This is a genomic window from Streptomyces sp. AMJ-169, assembly GCF_055597585.1.
Map to the genome: position 1 here is coordinate 131,237 of NZ_JBVLTJ010000012.1, position 21,080 is coordinate 152,316.

The following is a 21,080-nucleotide window of genomic DNA, read 5'->3' on the forward strand; positions in this document are numbered from 1 at the left end:
AACCCCATCATGAACAGCTACCCTACCCACTCGAACTTCGGGAGCCCAGGCGGCGCCCCTCGATAGCCCCCCATGACTCTTGCTATCGCGCCCGCGTTTTTGGCGCCATTTCTCACTCCGTCAGGGTTCAGGCTCCAAGAGATATCAGCGTTCTGGTATCTGCCCAGGCTACTGGCACAGTTATGCGGATCAGTACCACAGGGAACTCGTTCGGAATATATCTCCGTCACATCGTCGAGGGAAATACCTTGACTGTCGATGTGCTGGTTGAGGATTTCCTCCGAGTGCAGCCCACCAGGGTCGTTGGCAGCCGCCAGGAATCTGGAATCCTCCCCGCTGCCGATTCGGTAAACTGCCACATTCTGCCCCGGCTTCACCTTATTCGTCATACGCGCATGCATCGCGACCTGCGAAGCCTCGGACGACGCGTCGTTGAGGGGGCATACGCCGTTGACATTGTGAACGAGGACGGAAACGTCCCCCGCCACCACGTAGTACGTGTGCAGCGCCCCGACCGTCAGGTCATACGTCGTCGTGCCCGCGTGGTAGAGGCGGACGGCCACGACCTCGGCCGTCCCCGTCGGGGTCTGGAGGGTGTCTCCGGGGTGGAGGTCCTTTGCCTCTACGAATGCCGAGCGGGTCTCGTCGTAGAACGGGTGGTGGAACGTCGTCGTCAGGCGGCCTGAGTCCGGAGTGGCCGCCGTCGTGACCGATGCCACCGGAGCCGGGTCATGCGTCCCCGACACCGTCCCCAGCAACGCCACCGACGCCGCCAGACCGAGTGCCGCCTTGTGCAACACCTTCCTCGCCAGAGTCCGGGGCCTCTCGTCAACCGACCCCGCCCCCGACCCCTTCCTCACCGTCACATCCACAAAATCCCGGTCCGTCCGCGTCACGATCACCGCGGTCACCGCATGCGCCTGCGTCCCCGCCACCCCCGGAACCGAGTCGGCGATCTCATCCCCCACCCGCACCTGATCGATCCGCTTCGTCGCGCCGTCCGCCATCAGGACCGGCGTCGAGCCCGTGAAGCTGTGCGGCCGGCCGGGGACCGGGCAGTCGGTCTCGGCCGACTCCGCCGGCTCGTCCGACCGAGACTGCGACCGGGTCCCCGCCCCCTCCGACTCCGCCGCCGAAGCCGCCTCGTCCGTGGCCGAAGAAGAAGCCGAGGCAGCATCTGACGTCCCCTTCCCGAACAGCCCCCCGACCACCTTCATCGCCTTCGGCGCCACCTTCGCCAGCAGCTTGCCGCCCAGTTCGCCGAGCTTCCCGCCGATCGCCCCGGCGACCGCACCGGTCACCGCCGCCCCCGCGAACGCCCCGGCGTCACAGTCGTCGCCACCCTTCTGCGCGCAGGCGAAGCCCTGCTCCACCAGCGAGCCGACCGCGCCCGCCGCGGCCGCGCAGCCGATGGAGCCGACGCCCGCCGTCAGCGCCTCGCAGCCGGCGAAGACGGCGGCGGAGACCACGAAGGAGGTGATCGCGGCGGCGTGGTGCTTGACGAACTTCTCGGTCGCCTTGGCCGCCGAGACCGTCGCGCGGTACGCGGTGCGGGCGGCGTGGGCCAGGCCGTGGGCGGCCTTCTCCGCCACCTTGAGCACCTTGTGCGCCGCCTTCTTCACCACATGGACCGCGCGGTGCACCGCCCTCGACACCGCGTGATAGGCGGAGTGCACCGCGTGCACGACCTGGTGATAGGCGCGTCTGACGTGCCGTGACGCGTAGTGGTAGACCCGCCGCGTGTAGCGGACGGTGGCCCGGTAGGCGTCCTTCACCTGGTGGACGATCTTGTGCGCGACGTGCTTCACGGCCCGCACCACGTGGTGCACGGCCTGCACGGCGCGGTGATAGACGTGCGTGGCGACGTGCGTCACCGCCCGCGTCACCGTGTGCGCGGCCTTCTTCACCCCGCACACCACGTCGTACCAGGAGCAGTTGCCCGACGTGTCGGTGCCCGCGAGGGGGTTGTCGTCGACGTAGGCGAACGGGTTCGCCGAGACGGAGTTCGGGACCGGGTTCAGCGACGCGCTGTCCTTGTTGAGGAAGACGCCCGTCGCGGGGTCGTACCAGCGGGAGGCGGTGCCGACGCTGCCCGAGCCCGGCTCGGTCCAGCCGGACTGGAAGCCGAGGTGGCCGGCGGTCGAGGACAGGCCCAGGACCTTGCCGAGGGGGTCGTAGGACGCCGTGCCCGCCAGGGTCGTGGCGCCCGGGGCGAACGTGCCGATCACGTCGTCGTGCTGGTCCGTCATGGCCAGCACACCGGCGACGCCCGTCGCCTTGACGCCCACCACCCCGCCCGCCGGGTCGTAGGTGTACGTCGCGTCGCCGTCGGAGGCGATCGTGTTCGACGCCCCCGAGTAGGTGAAGGTGCGGCTGGTGCCCGTCGCGGTGTCCGCGTCGGTGATGTTCCGGCCGGCCGCGTCGAGGGTGTACGACTGGGTGCCGGCGACGATCTGGCCGCCGAACGCGTCCGCCTTCAAGGAGACGGTGCCGCCCGCGGTGGACGACTCCTGGGTCATCGTGCCGCGCGCCGCGTACGTGTAGCCGCGGGTGCCGTCGGAGGTCAGTTCGTCGCGCGCGTCGTAGGTGTAGACGTCGGCGCCGTTGCGGACGCGGTTGCCGCTCGCGTCGTAGGCGTACTGGGTGGTCGTCGTCCCGTTGTTCCAGGACGTCAGGCGGTTCGCCCAGTCGTAGCCGTAGGAGTTGACGGCCCCGCCCTCGGTCTTCGACGTCAGGTTGCCCGCCGGGTCGTAGCCGTACGCCACGCTCGCCACCGTGGAGGCGCCCTGGACGAGGACGTCGCTGGTGAGGCGGTGGGAGCTGTCGTAGCCGAAGGTGCGGGTCTGGCCGGTCGCGCCGTAGTTCACGGACGTCAGTTCGTTCAGCTTGCCGTAGTGGTACGACAGTCGGGTGCCGGTCGCCGGGTCGTCCAGGGTGGCCAGGCGGCCCGCGGTGTCGTAGCCGTAGCTCGTGGTGCCGGCCGCGTCGGTGCGGGTCAGGGCCGCGCCGTCGGCGTCGTAGGTGAAGGACGAGGTGCCGGCCGAGCCGGAGGCGGTGAGGAGGTCGCCGCGGTCGTCGTAGGTGAACGCGTCGTGGGTGGCCGCCTGGTGGTCGGCCGCGCCGGTGGCGCCCGCCTCTGCGGTGTCGGCGGTCAGGATGCGGCCGTCGGCGTCGTAGCCGAAGCTGCGGGTCGCGGTGGCCGCCTCGGCGTCGGTGCCGGACATCGAGGTGAGCCGGCCGAGTCCGTCGTACGCCATCTTCGTGTGCACCCCGCCGGGCAGGGTGACGTCGGTGGGGCGGCCGTCGGCGTCGTAGGCGTAGGTCGTCGTGGTGTCGGCGGCCGTGGTGTACGCGGCCGTCGTCGGCTCGGTCACCTTCTCCTGCTGGCCCCACGGGGTGTAGGCGTAGCGCCAGGAGTTGCCGCGGCCGTCGGTGAAGCGGGTGCGGTTCCCGGCCGCGTCGTAGCCGAACGTCGTGGTGATCGAGGTGGTCGCGTCGACCGGCTGGGTCTCCTGGGTGACCGTGCCGGCCGCGTCGTAGGTGAAGTGGCTGGTGTGGCCGCGCGCGTCGGTCGTCGCGACGACGTTGCCGACGCCGTCGTAGGTCTGTGAACTCTGCGACAGCAGCGTCCCGTTGGCGTCGTACTGGCGTACCGCGACCGGGTCGTCCGAGGCGTTGTAGTCGGTCTGGCTCGAAGTGCCGTCCGCCAGCGTGGTCCTGACCTGGTTGCCCGCGAAGTCGTAGCCGTACGACGTGGTGTCGCCGGCGCCGTCCGTCACGGCGGTCACGTCGCCCGCGCGGTTGTAGGCGTACGACGTCGTCACCCCGCCCGGGGTCGTGTCGGAGGAGGCGTGCGCCCCGTAGGGGTTGCCCGCCGTCACCGCGTAGGAGGTGGTGGCCGTCAGGGTGCGGGTGGCGGGGTAGCGCTCCAGGGTGGTGCGGGTGAGCGCGCGGCCCAGGAAGTCGTAGGTCGCCTGGGTCTGGGCGCCGGTGGCGTCGGACGCGGTGAGCTGGTCGCCGTCGGCGTCGTAGGTGGCGTGGGTCTTGGTGCCGTCCGGTGCGGTGAGCTGGGCGAGGTCGCCGCTCTGGTCGTAGAGGTAGGAGGTGGTACGGCCGCCGGGGGTGGTGGCCGAGGTCTGGTTGCCCTCGCTGTCGTACGTCCACACGGTGGTGCCCGAGTTGGGGCTCGTCGCGCCCGCCGGGGTGTACGCGGGGAGGGTTTCGGAGACCTTGTCGCCGTTCGCGTCGTAGGCGGTCGTGGTGATCCGGCCGTCGGGGTCGCTCTCCTCGACCGCCTCGCCGAAGGTGTTGAAGCCGGAGGAGGTGACCGGGCGGACGGTGGCGGCGGTGGTGCCGTCGGATTCGGCCTGGACCGCGGGGGCGGTGGTCGTGGCGAGGTTGCCGGCCTCGTCGTAGGCGTAGGAGGTGGTGTGCTGTTCGGCGTCCGTCATGGACGTCGGCAGGCCCCGGCGGTCGTAGGTGTACGTCGTCCGCTGCTCGGCGGAGGAGCCGAGTGTGCCGCCCGAACGGCCCTTGCCGTACAGGGAGTTGACGTCGGATGCGGTCAGGGCCCGCTGGTAGACCTGGACGTCGGCGACCGAACCGGGCAGCAGGTCGGCGATGTTGCCCGCGTACTTGTCCGAGCCGGCGGTGAGGGGGCCGGTGGCGGCCCAGGGGGCGGTGTCCGTGCCGGAGCCGGAGAGGGTCCCGTCGACGTAGATCCTGCTGGTGCCGGTGGCGGAGTCGTACACGCCGACGAGGTGGGTCCAAGTGGCCGTCTTCGGCACGGCCGTTGAATACGCCGAGGGGAAGGACGTACCGGAGGCGTCGGTGCTGGTCTGTTCCATGCTCCACAGCGGGGCGCCGGTGTGCGCGTAGTTGTACTGGAGCATGAACGCGCTGTTGGTGGTGCCGGTCTGGGCGACGACGGCCGCGTTGTGGGTGGGCAGCGAGGCCATGTTCACCCAGGCGGAGACGGTGTAGGACGAAGTCGTGTCCAGGACCGGGCCGTTGGTGGCGACCTTCTGACCGGCCGCACCCGCGAAGGAGGCCGCGCCGTCCGCCCACGTCACGCCGGTGGCCTGGGCGGTGTTGCCGCCGCCGGAGGAGTCGGTGACGGACGTGCCGGAGGCCTGGTCGAGCTTCCACCAGCCGGCCGGATGCCCGGAGGCGTCGCCGTAGAGGGTCTCGCCGAGCAGGTTGCCCATCGCGTCGTAACTGCTGCTGATGGTGCGGTCGTTGCCCGCCGCGTCGTGCTCGCTCTGGGTGGCGACCTGGTCGTCGGGGGTGTACGACACGCTGGTCACGCGGTCCACGCCGGTCGGGTCGAGGGTGGTGGACGTGGTGCGGGAGGCGGCGTCGACGGTGTGCGCGGTGACCTGCTCGCCGTTGTCGGTGGTCTGCCGCACGAGGTTGCCGGCCGCGTCGTACGCGTCGGACTCCAGGACATAAGCCTGGCCGCCGTCGGCGCTCTTCTTCGTCGCCGTGGCGAGCAGGCCGTCGTCGAGGTAGGTGTACGAGGTGGTGGTGCCCATCGCGTCGGTGACGGAGGCGAGGCGGCCCGAGGGGTCGTAGGCGCGGGAGGACTCGGTGAGCGCGGTCGCGGTGTGCGGGCTGACGGGGTCGCCGGTGGACATCAGGACCTGCGTCAGGAGGTGGCCCTCGGCGTCGTAGGTGTAGTCGGTCTCGTTCCCGGCGGAGGTGACCTCCTTGGTCTTCTCGCCGGACGTGTCATAGGTGTACGACGTGGTGTTCCCGTTGGCCGCGCCCGCCCCGGCGTTGGCGTCCGCCTCGGTCGCCACGTGGTCGTAGGCGTCATAAGTCCAGTTCTGGGTGCGGGACTTGTCGCCGCCGGAGGCGTCGGCCACGGTCTGCGCGGTGACGTCGCCGTCCTCGTCGAAGACGGTCGAGGTGACCGCGCGGTGGGTGGCGCCGGTGACCCGGTCGGTGATCTGCGGGTCGGCCTCCTGGACGACCTGGTCGGCGGCGTCGTACGTGTACGCCGTGGCCAGCCCGTCGGGGTAGGTGTCGGAGACCACCTTCTGCCCGGTGACCCGGCCGAGGCCGTCGTAGGTGTACGAGGTGACCAGGCCGAGGGCGTCGGTGGTGGCGGCGACGTCGCCGTCCGTGAAGTAGGAGACCTGGTTGACGGCGCCGCCGGGGGTCGTCGACCGCACCGGCAGCCCGGCCGGGACGGCCCCGCCGTCCGCCGAGGGGTAGGCGCTGGTGCCGTCGCTGTACACCGTGGAGGTGGTCCGCCCGTCGAGGGAACCGGCGACGGGCGGTCCCGTCACGGCGGTCTGGTCGCCCGCCGCGTCGTAGGTGTACGACGTCAGGTAGGTGCCGTCGGCCGCGGACGCCGAGCGGCCGTCGCGTTCGGTGAGCAGCTGGTCGTTGCGCGGGTCGGCGGTCGTCAGCTGGGCCGTGGTGTCGTCGGGGTAGTACGCGTAGTACTCGGTGGAGCACTTCGCGGCCGTCTGGTCCTGGCAGGTCGTCGAGGAGACGATGTTGCCGCGCACGTCGTGCCCGGTGACCGTGGTCGCCCCGTTCGGGTCGGTCACCGTGTGCTCGAAGCCGCTGGTGTCGTAGCCGAAGCGGGTGGTGTTGCCGAGGGCGTCGGTCTCGCTGAGCTGGCGGTCGCCGTGCAGGACGTCGTAGGTGTAGGTGAGGGTCGCCGCCGCCGGGGTGGTCACCTTGACCGTCTTCACCGGCAGCAGGCCGGTGGAGTTCCTCGCCGCCGCGTACTGCGCGTCCGCGTCGGCGGCCGTCAGCTCGGTGCGGTAGAAGGCGGGTTCGGCGATCGAGCCCTTGAAGTAGGTGGCGTAACCGGTGTTGCTGGAGGTGCTGGCGTGCGTCTCGTCGGGCCAGCCGCCGCCGATGAAGCCCGCGCCGACGTACACGTTCGACTGCGCGGACATCGCGGCCGTGCCGGTCTGGGTGCCGACCAACTCGCCGTCCAGGTACAGGGATTGGGCCGTCGCCGAGGAGGACAGGACGACGTGGTGCCACTTGCCGTCGGTCACCGCGGCGGCCGTCACCAGCGGTTTCCCGGTGCCGCCGCTGAACCAGTACTCGGCGTGCAGCTTGCCGCTGCTGCCGACGTACAGCACCGGCGTGTACCCGCCGGCCGTGGTGCCCGCGCCGAGCTGGTCCTTGGCCGCGCCGAGCAGCACCCCGTTCGCGGTGGCCGTGCTGAACCACAGGCTGACCGACTCGGCGCCCGAGCCGGGCACGCCGGCGGCCGGGAGGGTCACGGAGGAGCCGGTGCCGTTGAAGGACCCGGTGGTGTGGTCGCCGAACGGTCCTGCCGCGCCCAGCGTGACCGCGCTGTAAGTGCCGTCGCCGCCGCGCACCTCGTCCAGCGCCTTCGCCGCGCCGGCCGGCTCGCCGAAGCGGTAGTACTGGCCGGGCGCCCCGCCGAGGACCGCGCCCCGGTAGGTGTCGCTGGAGCCGGTCACCGCGGGCGCGCCGAGCGTCCAGGCGCCGCCGTTCTCGTCGGTCAGCCGGGTCAGGGCGGCGGCGTCGGTGTCGTAGGTCAGCGCGGCGAACGTCTTGCCGGAGGGCCGCTTGACCGAGCTGAGCAGGCTCGTGGCGTGGGTGCCGTACGTGTAGAGGGAGTTGACGTCGGCGGCGGTGAGCGGGCGGCTGTACCAGGCGGCGTCGGCGAGGGAGCCGTCGAAGTAGGTGGCGGTGCCGGTGGCCGAGGTCGTGGAGTGGTTCGGTTCGTCGGGCCAGGCGCCGCCGAGGAAGCCGGTGCCCAGGTAGTTGAAGACCTGGTTCTTGCCGAACGCGTCCGCGCTCTTGATGGAGACGGTCCCGGAGCGGGAGCCGACCTTCGCGTTGTCGAGGTACAGCGTCTGGGAGGTGCCGGCCGCCGACAGGACGAGGTGGTGCCACTTGCCGTCGGTCACCGCGGCGGACGTCTGGATGGGGTTCTCGCCGCCGCTGTACCAGAACTCGGCGTTCAGCTTGCCGTCGGTGCCGACGTACACGGACGGCGTGTAGAAGCCGGCCGCCGTCTTCGAGCCGATCGGCTGGGAGGCGTAGGAGTAGAGGACGCCGGGCCCGGCGGAGGTCTTGAACCAGAGGGACAGCGCCCCGGAGTCGGTGTCGTTGCCGAGGTTCTTCGGCAGCGAGACGTCGGAGGAGGTGCCGTTGAAGACGGCCGCCTTGGCCGCCGAGCCGGTCAGCGGTCCCGCCGATCCCGCGACGGTGACGTTCTCGTACGTCGCGTCGGTGGTGCCCTCGTTCGCGAGGACCGCGTCCTTGGCGCTCGTCCCGGCGGTCTCCGACAGCGGCCAGAAGGCGTGCGGGTCCAGGTCGAGGGCGGCGCTCTGGTAGGGCGAGCCCGAGGTGTAGCCGTACGTGGTGCACTTGGTGGCGGACACGGGCGGGCAGACCGTGGTCAGCTGGTCGCCGCTGTAGCCGTAGGTCCAGGTCAGCGCGGTGGACGCGGTGCCCTTGGCCACGGGGTCGGTGACGACGGTCGCCACGTGCGGGGCGAGCGCGCCGGACGGGGTGGACCAGGTGAGGGTGAGCGAGCGGCCGGAGACGGCGGACGCCAGCTTCACGACGTGCCCGCTGCTCCAGCTGAGGTTCAGGGAACGGCCGTTGGAGTCGGTGACCTGGGCCAGCCCGTACGCCCCCGAGCCGAGCGACGTGGTGAAGGAGTACGTCGTGTCGTCCTTGTCGGTCAGCGTGTAGCCGCCCGCCGACACGGACTTGACGGTCGCGAACCGTCCGCTGCCCGAGGTGAAGGAGCCGTCGCCGTTGCGGCCGTAGCCGACCTGGGAGCCGTCGGGATAGGTGACCTGGAGGCTCGCGACGGCGCCGGCGGCGGTGTACTGCTCGCTCGCGCGGGCGTCGGCGAGCGAGGACCAGCCCGCGCCGAACGCGCCCGTCCAGCGCGGGTCACGGGAGTTGTAGTCCCGCTGGACGTCCAGGGACGGGCCGACGGTCGAGATCGAGGCGTCCGTGTCGGACGTCGTGTAGTTGCGGCTGGTCGCGTCGAAGCCGTGGTCGCTGCTGTTCTGCGAGAGACCGGAGGTGATCACGGTCTGCGGCACCTGCACCGCCAGCGCGTACGGCACGGCGGTGGAGTAGAGGGCCGTGGCGGAGTCGTAGGCCTGCGCGGTCCAGGTGTACGTCTGTCCCCAGGCGAGCTTGCCGGCCGGGACCGTCCAGTCGCCGGACGCGCTCGCCGCGAGCAGGCCCGAGTCGGCGACCTTCGCGCCGCTCGCGTCGTACACGCGGAACAGGTACTGGTTGCCTGTCCCGGCGGTGGAGTTGGCGCCGCCCGCCCAGGCCGTCAGCTCGGGGGTGGTCGTGTACGCGGTCGCGTTGTCCGCCGGGAACTGCTCGTACAGCTGCGGCGCGGTGTTGCCGGTGTAGGTGACGCGGATGTGCGGGCCGTCGGCGGGGTCGTTGAAGGAGCCGAACTGCTTCCAGTGCAGGGCGTCGGTGGTCGGCGCGTAGATCGCCAGGCCATGGTCGGCGGTGGTGCCGCTGAACCAGCCCTGGATCGCGGACGTCGACAGCGGGACCTTCAGCCAGTCGCCCACCGTGCGGTCGGCGTCCTTGTTCGCGCAGGCGGTGGGGACGTCCGGGGTGAGGCTGCCGATGGCGGCGCCGTGCGAGGGGCCCGGGTAGGTGGTGACGCTCTCGGGGGTCCAGGCGCTCGTCACCAGCGCGACGTCGAACTCCTCGGGCGTGCAGGTCGCCGCCCAGGTGTCGAAGAGGTCGAGGTGGGCCTCGGTGACGGTGGCGCCGCTGGCGTCCCAGGCGGTGTCCCAGTGATTGGCGAAGCCGATCGCGCTGTGCGTGCCGGAGTCGTAGGAGCCGGCCTTGATGGTCTGCTCGTAGGAGCGGTCCTGCGGGTCGTACCCGGACTCGGCGTAGGTGGTGGTCCAGCCGTCGTCGACCGTGGGGTCGACGGTGACCGGGAAGACCCGCGCCGGATCGCGCAGCCAGTCCGCGTCGAGGGTGACGCGCAGCGCCCACCCGTCGCCCTGCCGGATCAGCTCGGTGGTCACCGCGTGCGTGGTCGCCGGGTCACCGGAGCGGGGGTCGACCTTCGCGTCATAGGCGTACGACGGCGGGATCCGCTCGACGGTCCTGCCCGAGGTGTCCTTCAGGTCGGTCCAGCCGTCGCTCTCCTGCTGCGGGGTGAGCCCGCGCAGCGTCAGCGGGAACGTCCAGCTGTTGCCGGCCGCCGCCGAATCGAGGACCAGCGACTCCTTCACCCCGGTCGCGGTCGGCGCGAGTTCGAGATCGGTCCCGCCCAGCACGTTCTTGTACGACACCGTCGAGCCGACCGCCGTGCCCTGGACGTCGGCCGCGCCCTTCAGCCCGTAGGCGACGGAGTGCGCGGAGTCGGGGGCGAGCCGGGCCAGCGCCGGGTCGGTCGCGCCGGGGGCGAAGTCGACGGCCACGGAGTTGGCCTTCTCGTGCCAGCGGCCGTCCGCCCCGGCCTGGACGTCCACGTCGATGGGCGCCCAGCTGTCCTTGGCCGCCTGGTAGTTGACCGGCCCGGTGGACAGGTCCCGGGTGCGGCTGCCGTCGGCGTTGTCGTAGACGGTCTCGGTCCGGGTGGACGCGCCGGCGTCCCGGCGACTGGTCCTCGCGTCGAAGTGGCCGCCGCGGCTGCGGCCCTGGCGTACGGCGGTCTTGTGCGGCCGGTAGGCGGCGAGTTCGCCGCGGCCCTTGCCCGCCTTGTGCCCGGCGCCCCGGCCGGCGGCCGTCGCGGTGGCCGGGACGTGGTGGGCCCTGCCCGCGGCGGTGCCCGAGCTCTGCTTCGGCACCCTGCCCCAGTGCGGGTCCTGGAACCAGGCGGCGACCGACGCGAGGCTGAGGTGCGGCAGCCGTACGGCGCCCAGTTGCCGGCCCTCGGCCGCGGCCTGCTGGGTCGTCAGCATCAGGGCGAGCGCCGTGAGGACAAGAAGCGCCACCCGGCGCCGGACACGACGAGTACGCACAGCAGGACTCCCCCGAGCAAGAAGCAATCAAGAAACAGACAAGACAGGCACAGAAACGATGAGGATCGTGCCTGTTGTGGTGGAGCTGTGAACAGGGGGGAAAGGGGATCTTGGTCCGGTCTTGAGCGTGTGTTGCCGAACCTGACCGTAAGGTCACCAAGAGTGGCGTTTGCCCCTTGTGAAGCCCTTTACAGAATGCCTACTTCGGGTTGTACTGCCGGGGGAGGTGATCAGGAATGCCGGTCGGGCTGATCGCGCTGGCCCTCGGAAGTTTCGGTATCGGGCTCACCGAATTCGTGATCGCCGGGCTGCTGCCGCAGGTCGGGGCGGATCTGGGGGTTTCCGAGGCCGCCGCCGGGTGGCTCATCTCCGGGTATGCGCTGAGTGTCGCCGTCGGGGCGGTCGCGCTCACCGCGCTCACGCATCGGCTGCACCGCAAGACGGTCCTCGTCGCCCTCGTCGGACTCTTCGTCCTCGGCAACCTCCTCTGCGCCCTCGCCCCCGACTACCGAATCGCCCTGCTCGGCCGGATCGTCGCCGCCCTCTGCCACGGCTCCTTCTTCGGCATCGGCTCCCTCGTCGCCCGCCGGATGGTCCCACCCGAGCGCGCCTCACGGGCCGTCGCCGTCATGTTCGCCGGCCTGACGGTCGCCAACGTCCTGGGCGTACCCTTCGGGGCGCTCGTCGGGGAGCGGTGGGGGTGGCGGGCGACGTTCTGGGCGATCACCGGGATCGGGGTGGTGGCGATGGGGGCGATCGGGGTGGGGGTGCCGGGTTGGGCGGGGGGACATGAGGCGGCGGGACATGAGGCGGGGGGACATGAGGCGGGGGGACATGAGGCGGGGGGACATGAGGCGGGGGGACATGAGCGGCGGCCCGCCGGGCACGCCGACCGGCCGCAAGCAACCGGGCTCCACAGCCGAACGCCCGCAGCCGGCCTCCGCAGCCGGACGCCCGCCGCCGAAACCCCCATCGGCCTCCGCGCCCAACTGCACACCTTCCGCTCCCCCCAAGTCTGGCTCACCCTCACCGCCACCGCCCTCAGCTACGGCGGCATGTTCGGCGCGTTCAGCTACATCGCGTACACGTTCACCGAGGTCAGCGGGTTCGGCGACGGAGACATCGCCTGGCTGCTCGTCGTCTACGGCTGCGGCCTCGTCCTCGGGAACGTCCTCGGCGGACGCGGCGCCGACCGCAACCGGGACGGGACCCTCCTCGCCGCCCTCACGGGGCTCGCCGTCGTCCTCGCCCTGTACGGCGCCCTCGCCGCCAGCCGGCCCGCCTCCGTCGTACTCCTCTTCCTCATGGGCCTGTTCGGCTTCGCGAGCGTCCCCGGGATGATCACCCGCGTCACCGACGCCGCCCACGGCGCCCCCCTCGCCGCCAGCGCGAACGTCTCCGCCTCCAACGTCGGCAACGCGCTCGGCGCGTGGCTCGGCGGCGCGGCGATCAGCGCGGGGCTGGGGTACACCGCGCCGCTGTACGTGGGGGCGGGGGTGGTGGGGGCAGGGCTGGTCGTGATGGTGGCGGCGGCGCGGACGTCGGCTACGGAGACGGAGCCGAACCCGCAGCCCGGCGCAGCCGCCTGTCAAGGGGCGCGGGGAACCGCGCGACCAGCCACGAAGACGCCGCACCGGCCCAACTCCCCGCCCCCACCCCCTACTTCGCCTTGAACCTCTCCGGCGCCTTGGTCGGATTCCCCCCGCTCGGCAGCTTCTGCTCAGGGCACCCCTTCAGCACCGTCACCATCGCCGCCTTCTCCGCATCGCTCACCCACAGCTCGTACTTCGCCTTCACCGCGACCTGCCCGGCGACATACGCGCAGCGGTACTTGGCGTTCGGCGGCAGCCAGGCCGACGCGTCGCCGTCGCCCTTGGAGCGGTTGGTGCTGGAGTCGACGGCGAGGAGGTTGAGGGGATCGTTCGCGAGGGCGATCCGCTTGCTGGCGTCCCAGTACTTCGCGCCCTTCTGCCAGGCGTCGGAGAGGGCGACGACGTGGTCGATGTCGACGAGGCTCTTGCCCCGCTGATACGTCACTTCCTTGGCGGAGTACGGGTCCGACTCCAGTATCCCGTACGTCACTTTGCAGGTCCCGTCGCTGAACTTCACGTCCGCGAGGTCCCGTTTGAGGATGTCGTCACGGGTGTTGCAGCCGTTGGAGTCGGTGTCCGCCCAGGCGGAACCGAACGCCTCGCGGGAGTAACCGGTCTTGGGCGCCCGCCCCTTGACCGGCAGCGCCTCGGCGGCGGCGAGCGCGGCCCCCGCCTGAGCGCCACCCGCACCGCTGCCCGCACCACCGCCACCGCTGGCACTGGGACTGGCGCTCGCCCCACCACCGCTCTTCGCGTCGTCGCCGCCGCTACAGCCCGTCAGTACCCACACCAGCGCGACGGCCACAGCCGCCCCGCCCCGAACACGCTTCACGCGCGTCCCTCCCCTTGACCCTGCCCGGTAGTTCCTAGATCACCCCGTACCGGAAACGTTTCCCCCGGTCACGGGCAACTACACGGTAGCGAGGAGGCGTTCGGGGTCGAACGGGAGGTGCGGGGTCAGCGACGACCGACGCCGGTGACCCCGCCGGACACCCCGCACGACCCCGGTACCTGTTTACGACTCCGGCGCCCCTTCATGCCCCCAGCCCCTGTTCACGACCCCAGCACCGCCGCCAAGAACTCCCCCACCCACCCCAGCAACTCCCGCCCGACCAACGGCTTCCCCCCCACCTTCGCGGTCTTCGGCCGAGGCACCAGCACCTGATGCGCCGCCCCCTTCACCACCGACCCCGGATACAGCCGCTTCAGCCGCAGCTCCTGCGACTCCCTCAACTCCACCGGCGCGAACCGGATGTTGGTCCCCTGAAGGACGACTTCCCCCACCCCGCAGGCCCTTGCCAGCATCCGCAGCCCGGCCACCAGCAGCAGATTCTCCACCGGCTCCGGCAACTTGCCGTAACGGTCGGTGAGTTCCTCCCGTACGGCCTTGATGTCGGCCTCGGAGTTCGCGGCCGCGATCGACCGGTACGCCTGGAGGCGCAGCCGCTCGCCGGGGGCGTAGTCGTGCGGGACGTGCGCGTCGACGGGCAGCTCGATCTTCACCTCCAGCGGCGGCTCCTCCTCGATCTCGCCCGTCTCCAGCTGCCGCCGGTAGTCCGCGACCGCCTCGCCGACCATGCGGACGTACAAGTCGAAGCCCACGCCCGCGATATGGCCGGACTGCTCGCCGCCGAGGAGGTTGCCCGCGCCGCGGATCTCCAGGTCCTTCATGGCGACGTACATGCCCGCGCCCATCTCGGTGTGCTGGGCGATCGTCGCGAGCCGCTCGTGCGCGGTCTCCGTCAGCGGCTTCTCCGGCGGGTACAGGAAGTAGGCGTAACCGCGCTCGCGGCCACGGCCGACTCGGCCGCGCAGCTGGTGGAGTTGGGACAGGCCGAAGGTGTCGCCGCGTTCGACGATCAGCGTGTTGGCGTTGGAGATGTCGATGCCGGACTCGACGATCGTCGTGGAGACCAGGACGTCGAACTTCTTCTCCCAGAAGTCCACCACCACTTGTTCCAGGGCCTGTTCGGACATCTGGCCGTGCGCGGTCGCGATCCGCGCCTCGGGGACGATCTCACGCAGCCGGGCGGCGGCCCGGTCGATGGACTCGACCCGGTTGTGGATGTAGAACACCTGGCCCTCGCGCAGGAGTTCACGCCGGATCGCGGCGCCGATCTGCTTCTCCTCGTAGGGGCCGACGAACGTGAGGACCGGGTGCCGCTCCTCAGGAGGCGTGGTGATCGTCGACATCTCGCGGATGCCGGTGACGGCCATCTCCAGCGTGCGCGGGATCGGCGTCGCCGACATGGTGAGGACGTCGACGTTCGCGCGCAGCTTCTTCAGCTGCTCCTTGTGCTCGACGCCGAAGCGCTGCTCCTCGTCGACGATGACCAGGCCGAGGTCCTTGAACCTGGTCTCGGCGGAGAACAGCCGGTGGGTGCCGATGACGACGTCCACCGCGCCCTCGCGCAGCCCCTCCAGAGTGGCCTTGGCCTCGGTGTCGGTCTGGAAGCGGGACAGCGCGCGGACGTTGACGGGGAACTGCGCGTACCGCTCGGAGAACGTCCCGAAGTGCTGCTGGACCAGCAGCGTGGTGGGGACGAGGACGGCGACCTGCTTGCCGTCCTGCACCGCCTTGAACGCGGCCCGCACCGCGATCTCGGTCTTGCCGTAGCCGACGTCGCCGCAGATCAGCCGGTCCATCGGGACCGTCTTCTCCATGTCGTCCTTGACCTCGGCGATCGTGGTGAGCTGGTCCGGGGTCTCCGCGTACGGGAAGGCGTCCTCCAGCTCGCGCTGCCAGGGCGTGTCGGTGCCGAAGGCGTGTCCGGGGGCGGCCATGCGGGCGCTGTACAGCTTGATCAGGTCGGCCGCGATCTCCTTGACGGCCTTCTTGGCGCGCGCCTTCGTCTTCGTCCAGTCCGCGCCGCCCAGCCGGTGCAGGGTGGGCGCCTCGCCGCCGACGTACTTGGTGATCTGCTCCAGCTGGTCGGTGGGGATGTACAGGCGGTCGCCGGGCTGGCCGCGCTTGGCGGGGGCGTACTCGACGACCAGGTACTCGCGCGTCGCGCCCTGGACCGTGCGCTGCACCATCTCGATGTAGCGGCCCACGCCGTGCTGCTCGTGCACGATGTAGTCGCCCGCCTCCAGCGTCAGCGGGTCGATCGTCTTCCGGCGCCGCGCGGGCATCCGGGCGCCGTCTTTCCCGGCCGCCTTCTGCCCCGACAGGTCGGTCTCGGTGAGCACGGCGATCTTCAGCCGGGGGTCGACGAAGCCGTAGTCGATGGAGCCGCACGCGACATGGACGACGGAGGGTTCGACGGCGCGCAGTTCGATGTCCAGGCGGGCGGCGATGCCCTCGCCGCCCAGCACCTCGACCGTGCGGGACGCCGGGCCGTGCGCCTCGGTGACGTACACCGTGCGCCAGCCGTCGGCCAGCCAGCCCTTGGTGTCGGCGAGCGCCTTCGCGGTGTCGCCCCGGTAGGTCTCGGGGGCGTGCATGGACAGCTTCAGCGTGTCCGCGTCGAGTTCTTCGTCCGCCGCGAACGGCGACACCGACCACCACATCATGTCCAGCTCGCGCGCCCGGTCCCGGACGTCGGCGATCGACCACAGCGAGGCCGCGCCCACGTCGATCGGCGCCTCGCCGCCGCCGGCCGTCGCCGCCCAGGAGGCGTGCAGGAACTCCTGCGAGGTCGCCACCAGGTCCGACGCCCGCGTCCGCACCCGCTCCGGGTCGCAGACGACGGCCATCGAGCCCTTCGGCAGGACGTCGATCAGCAGCTCCATGTCGTCGACGAGCACCGGCGCCAGGGACTCCATGCCCTCGACGGCGATCCCCTCGGCGATCTTGTTCAGCAGCTCGCCCAGCTCGGGGTGGTCCTCGGCGAGCGCCCGCGCCCGCTGCCTGACCTGGTCCGTCAGCAGCAGCTCACGGCAGGGCGGCGCCCACAGCCCGTGCTCGGCGACCTCCAGCGAGCGCTGGTCGGCGACCTTGAAGTACCGGATCTCCTCGATGTCGTCGCCCCAGAACTCCACCCGCAGGGGGTGTTCCTCGGTGGGCGGGAAGACGTCCAGGATGCCGCCGCGGACGGCGAACTCGCCGCGTTTCTCGACGAGTTCGACGCGGGCGTAGGCGGCGGCGGAGAGCGCCGCGACAGTGTCGTTCAGATCCGCCCGGCTGCCGGTGCGCAGGGCCACCGGCTCCAGGTCGCCCAGCCCCTTCACCTGCGGCTGGAGCACCGAGCGGACCGGGGCGACGACCACCGAGACCGGGCCCGTCTCCGGGTCGTCCGGGCGCGGGTGCGCGAGCCGTCGCAGCACCGCGAGCCTGCGCCCCACCGTGTCGCTGCGCGGGCTCAGGCGTTCGTGCGGGAGGGTCTCCCAGGAGGGGTACTCCGCGATCGTGTCCGGGGGCAGCAGCGAGCGGAGGGCCGCCGCCAGATCCTCGGCCTCCCGCCCTGTCGCGGTCACCGCCAGCAGCGGCCGGCCCGCCTCCCTCGCGAGCGCGGCGATCGCGAACGGTCTCGCCGCCGGGGGGCCGACCAGGTCGACGTGCATGCGGTTGCCGTCTGTGGCCGCCTGGACCGCTTCGGTGAGGGCGGGGTCCTTGACGACGGAATCGAGCAGACCGTACAGGCTCATGGAGCGGCAATCTTTCGAGAGGGGGCATCAGGGGCTGCGGGCAGCACCATGGGCCCGACGCGTGTCACGGGGCGGGGTGTCCAGCGTACGACTTACCGTCCGACGGCGCCGGAGATGCCCTCGCCCCGGCCGCCCCTTGTCCTCGAACGCCGGACGGGCCGAAAGACGCCGGCGCCGGGAGTCCCCCAAGACTCTCCGGCGCCGGACCTTCCCCCGCAACCCCCGTATGCGGTGGCTCTAATCCGTCGCGATCGCGTTCAGTACGTTCATCCTGCCCGCCCTGAACGCCGGTACCAGCGCCGCGAACAGCCCCACGAACGCCGAGCCCGCGAACACCGCGATGATCGTCGGCCAGGGGATCTCCAGCGTCGTCAGGCCTTGCAGCGCCAGCAGTTTCTGCGCCGTCGCCCCCCAGCCCATCCCCAGCCCCAGCCCCAGCAGCGCGCCGAACAGGGCGATCACCACCGACTCCAGGCGGATCATGCGGCGCAGCTGGCGGCGGGAGAGGCCGATGGCGCGCATCAGGCCGATCTCGCGCGTCCGCTCGACCACCGAGAGCGCCAGCGTGTTCACCACACCCAGCACCGCCACGATGATCGCCAGCGCGAGGAGACCGTAGATCAGGTTCAACAGCTGCCCGATCTGGTCCTTCAGGGCCTGCTTGTAGTCGGTCTGGTCGCGGACCTTGTACTGCGGGTAGTCGTGCAGCGCCGACTTCAGGGCGGTGTACGCCCGCCCCTGCTCGCCGTCCTTCGCGGAGGCGAAGACGATCGTGTCGAGGGGCATCTTGTCGGCCGGCACATACTTCGCGAGGGTCGCGATGGACATGTACTTGGCGCCGGAGTCGATGACGTCGTCGCTGCGGGTGATGGCGCGGACGGTGAGATGGGCCGTCGAGCCGCCCTTGAAGGCCACGGCGATCTTCGAGCTGAGGGTGATCCCGTGCTCCTTGGCGAAGGTCTCGTGGACGGACATCGAGTCGGGCCGGTAGGCGTCCTCCAGATCGCCCGCGACCGTCTTCTTGCGCAGGTCGGTGGCGTAGGACGGATCGGCGGCGGTGATGTCGGTGTCCTTCAGGACCTTGCCGTCGGGCGTGGTGTAGTCGGCCTTGAGCCACTTGTACTCGGTGACGTGGCTCAGCCCCGGCGTCCCCTTGACCGCCCGCACGGCCTCGGGCGTGATCAGCTGCCCGTTGTCGGACTGGACGATGAAGTCGGTGCCGACGGTCTTGTCGAGCTGGTCCGTCGCGGAGGCCACCATCGACGAGCCGACCACCGACAGACACGCGACCAGCGCGAGCCCGATCATCAGCGCCGCCCCCGTGGCCCCCGTACGCCGCGGATTGCGCAACGCGTTGCGCTCGGCCATCCGCCCGACCGGACCGAAGGCCCGCAGCAGCAGCGCCCCGAGGACGCGTACGACCCCACTGGCGAGCAGCGGTCCGACGACGATGAAGCCGAGCAGGGACAGCACGACCCCCGCCCCCAGCCACAGCGAGCCCTCGCCCGCCTTGGCGGCCGTGCCCGCGAGGTAGAGCGTGTACCCGCCGGCGCCGGTCAGCAGCAGGCCGAGCACCGCCCGGATCCGCCCCGCCCGCGCGTCGGCGGGCGCCCCCGCGTCCCGCAGCGCCGCCATCGGCGACACCTTCCCGGCCCGCCGGGCAGGCAGATAGGCGGCGAGGACGGTGACGACGATCCCCAGCACCATCCCGATCACGGGCGTCGTCCAGGCGACGGTCAGATCGTCGGTCGACAGGTTCATCCCGGCCGCGCCCATCAGCTTCATCAGCCCGACGGCGATCCCGACCCCGGCGCCCACCCCGAGCACCGAGCCGGCCGTCCCCAGCAGCAGCGCCTCGATCAGCACCGACCGGTTGACCTGCCGCCGCGAGGACCCGATGGCCCGCATCAGCCCGATCTCCCGGGTGCGCTGGGCGACCAGCATGGAGAACGTGTTGATGATGAGGAAGATCCCCACGAGGAACGCGATCCCGGCGAAGCCGAGCATGGCGTACTTCAGTACGTCCATCAGGGCGCCGACGCTCTCGCGGTTGGCGTCGGCCGTCTCCTTGGCCGTCTGGACCTTGTAACTCCCCGCGCCCAGCGCCTTGGTGACGTTCTGCTTCAGCTGCTCGTCGGAGACCCCGGCCGCCGCCGTGACGTTGACGTTCGTATAGACACCGGCCTTGCCGGCCAAAGCCTGCTGCGCGGTCGCGGTGTCCAGGTAGAAGATGGCCGCGCCGGGGTTGGTGACCTGGAAGGCGGCGACGCCCGAGACGCGGGCGGTGTGGGTGCCGACGGCGGTGATGACGCCGATCCGGTCGCCGAGCCCCAGATGGTGCTTGTCGGCGGTGTCCTGGTCGACCATCACCTGGCCGGAACCCTTAGGGGCCGCCCCCGAGACGATCTTCATCGTGCGGGCGTCGTTGCCGTTCCAGCTGCCGACGATGGTCGGGCCGCCGCCGGACGGACCGAGGTTGTCCTTGTCGGCGTCGACGACGGTCACGGAGGTCGAAACCACCGTCCCTTCCGCCGACTTGACGCCCGGCACGCGCTGGACATCGGCGACCACGGACGCCGGCAGCACCGGCGGACGCCCGTTGCCGGACCGCGTCTGCCCGGAGTCGGTGGCGTCCTTGGCGCTCACCGTCACGTCCGACGAGGTCGCCGCGAACAGCTTGTCGAAGGTGGTGGACATGGTGTCGGTGAACACCAGCGTCCCGCAGACGAACCCCACCGACAGCAGCACCGCCACCGCCGAGAGCGCCATCCGCCCCTTGTGCGCGAGGAAGTTGCGCATCGAGGTCTTGAGGACGGTCATGACGTACGCCCCCGGGCGTCGAAGTCCTTCATACGATCCAGGACGGCGTCGGCGGTCGGGCGCAGCATCTCGTCGACGATCCGCCCGTCCGCGAGATACAGCACGCGGTCGGCGTACGACGCGGCGACGGGGTCGTGGGTCACCATCACGATGGTCTGCCCGAGTTCGTCGACGGACCTCCGCAGGAAGCCCAACACCTCAGCTCCCGCACGGGAGTCGAGATTCCCGGTCGGCTCGTCACCGAAGATGATCTCCGGGCGGGCCGCCAACGCCCGTGCCACGGCGACGCGTTGCTGCTGTCCGCCGGAGAGCTGGGCGGGCCGGTGCTTGAGCCGCCCGGCGAGCCCGACGGTCTCCACGACCCGCGCCAGCCACTGCTGGTCGGGTTTACGGCCGGCGATGTCCATCGGCAGCGTGATGTTCTCGATCGCGTTCAGCGTGGGCAGCAGGTTGAACGCCTGGAAGATGAACCCGATCCGGTCGCGGCGGAGCTGGGTGAGTTTCTTGTCCTTCAGGCCGGTGATCTCGGTGTCGTCGAGATAGATCTGTCCCGAGCTGACGGTGTCGAGCCCGGCCAGGCAGTGCATCAGCGTGGACTTGCCGGACCCCGAGGGGCCCATGATCGCGGTGAACTCCCCCCGCGCGATGTCCACATCGACGTGGTCGAGCGCGACGACCCGGGTCTCCCCGGCTCCGTACGCCTTCACGACCTGCCGCCCCCGCGCGGCGACGGCCGTACGCCCTCCGGTGCCCCCGGGGAGGGGGATTGTCACGGCCGATGTCATGGAAGGTCTCCTCAGTAGGTGATGGCTTGTGGGTACGCCGATGAGTCTGGCGTCGGGCGGAGGTGCGGCGCGCTGGGGCCGGACCCCCTTTTGCCGGGGGGTTATCCCCACCCCCCGATGTAAAGCCAGGCTAAGAAACCCGCACGGCCGTTCTCGTCCTCCGCCGGGACGAACCCACCCCGAGACTTCCTACGGAGGTTCCCCTAGGGGATCTCCACCGCCGGGTGGAGCATTTCTCGGGGCCGTCTCCACCCTGCCGCGACCGCAGGTCAAGTGAGAAGCTGGCCTCCGGCAGGTAGCTGCAAGGGGCACGGAAGTGCTCG

At 71.0% G+C, this 21,080-nt stretch carries 6 protein-coding genes; 1 reads left to right on the forward strand and 5 read right to left on the reverse strand.

Features of this window, described 5'->3' with window-relative positions:
* Nucleotides 1–17: 17 nt before the first annotated feature.
* Complete coding sequence (locus tag ACYUD3_RS27770) at nucleotides 18–10,973, reverse strand: LamG-like jellyroll fold domain-containing protein (RefSeq protein ID WP_470975323.1); 10,956 nt, start codon at nucleotides 10,971–10,973, stop codon at nucleotides 18–20.
* A gap of 236 nt (nucleotides 10,974–11,209) precedes the next feature.
* Between ACYUD3_RS27770 and ACYUD3_RS27775 the strand changes: the two genes are divergently transcribed.
* Nucleotides 11,210–12,646: an MFS transporter gene (locus tag ACYUD3_RS27775; protein ID WP_470975326.1), complete on the forward strand. Its 1,437-nt coding sequence runs from the start codon at nucleotides 11,210–11,212 to the stop codon at nucleotides 12,644–12,646.
* On the opposite strand, the gene ACYUD3_RS27780 is transcribed toward ACYUD3_RS27775, so the two are convergent.
* The 4 genes from ACYUD3_RS27780 to ACYUD3_RS27795 all read right to left on the reverse strand — a co-directional run bounded on the left by ACYUD3_RS27780 (nucleotide 12,633) and on the right by ACYUD3_RS27795 (nucleotide 20,757).
* Complete coding sequence (locus ACYUD3_RS27780; protein WP_470975329.1) at nucleotides 12,633–13,397, reverse strand: HNH endonuclease family protein; 765 nt, start codon at nucleotides 13,395–13,397, stop codon at nucleotides 12,633–12,635. The two genes, ACYUD3_RS27775 and ACYUD3_RS27780, sit on opposite strands and share 14 nt — an antisense overlap.
* Nucleotides 13,398–13,618: 221 nt before the next feature.
* On the reverse strand, nucleotides 13,619–17,152 hold the full coding sequence (mfd, locus tag ACYUD3_RS27785) for a transcription-repair coupling factor (RefSeq protein ID WP_470975331.1): 3,534 nt from the start codon (nucleotides 17,150–17,152) through the stop codon (nucleotides 13,619–13,621).
* Between the two features lie 237 nt (nucleotides 17,153–17,389).
* The gene (locus ACYUD3_RS27790; RefSeq protein WP_470975334.1) at nucleotides 17,390–19,972 is read right to left on the reverse strand and encodes an ABC transporter permease; all 2,583 of its coding nucleotides are present in this window, start codon (nucleotides 19,970–19,972) and stop codon (nucleotides 17,390–17,392) included.
* Complete coding sequence (locus ACYUD3_RS27795) at nucleotides 19,969–20,757, reverse strand: ABC transporter ATP-binding protein (protein WP_470975337.1); 789 nt, start codon at nucleotides 20,755–20,757, stop codon at nucleotides 19,969–19,971. Before ACYUD3_RS27795 ends, ACYUD3_RS27790 begins: the two co-directional genes overlap by 4 nt.
* Nucleotides 20,758–21,080 lie beyond the last annotated feature (323 nt).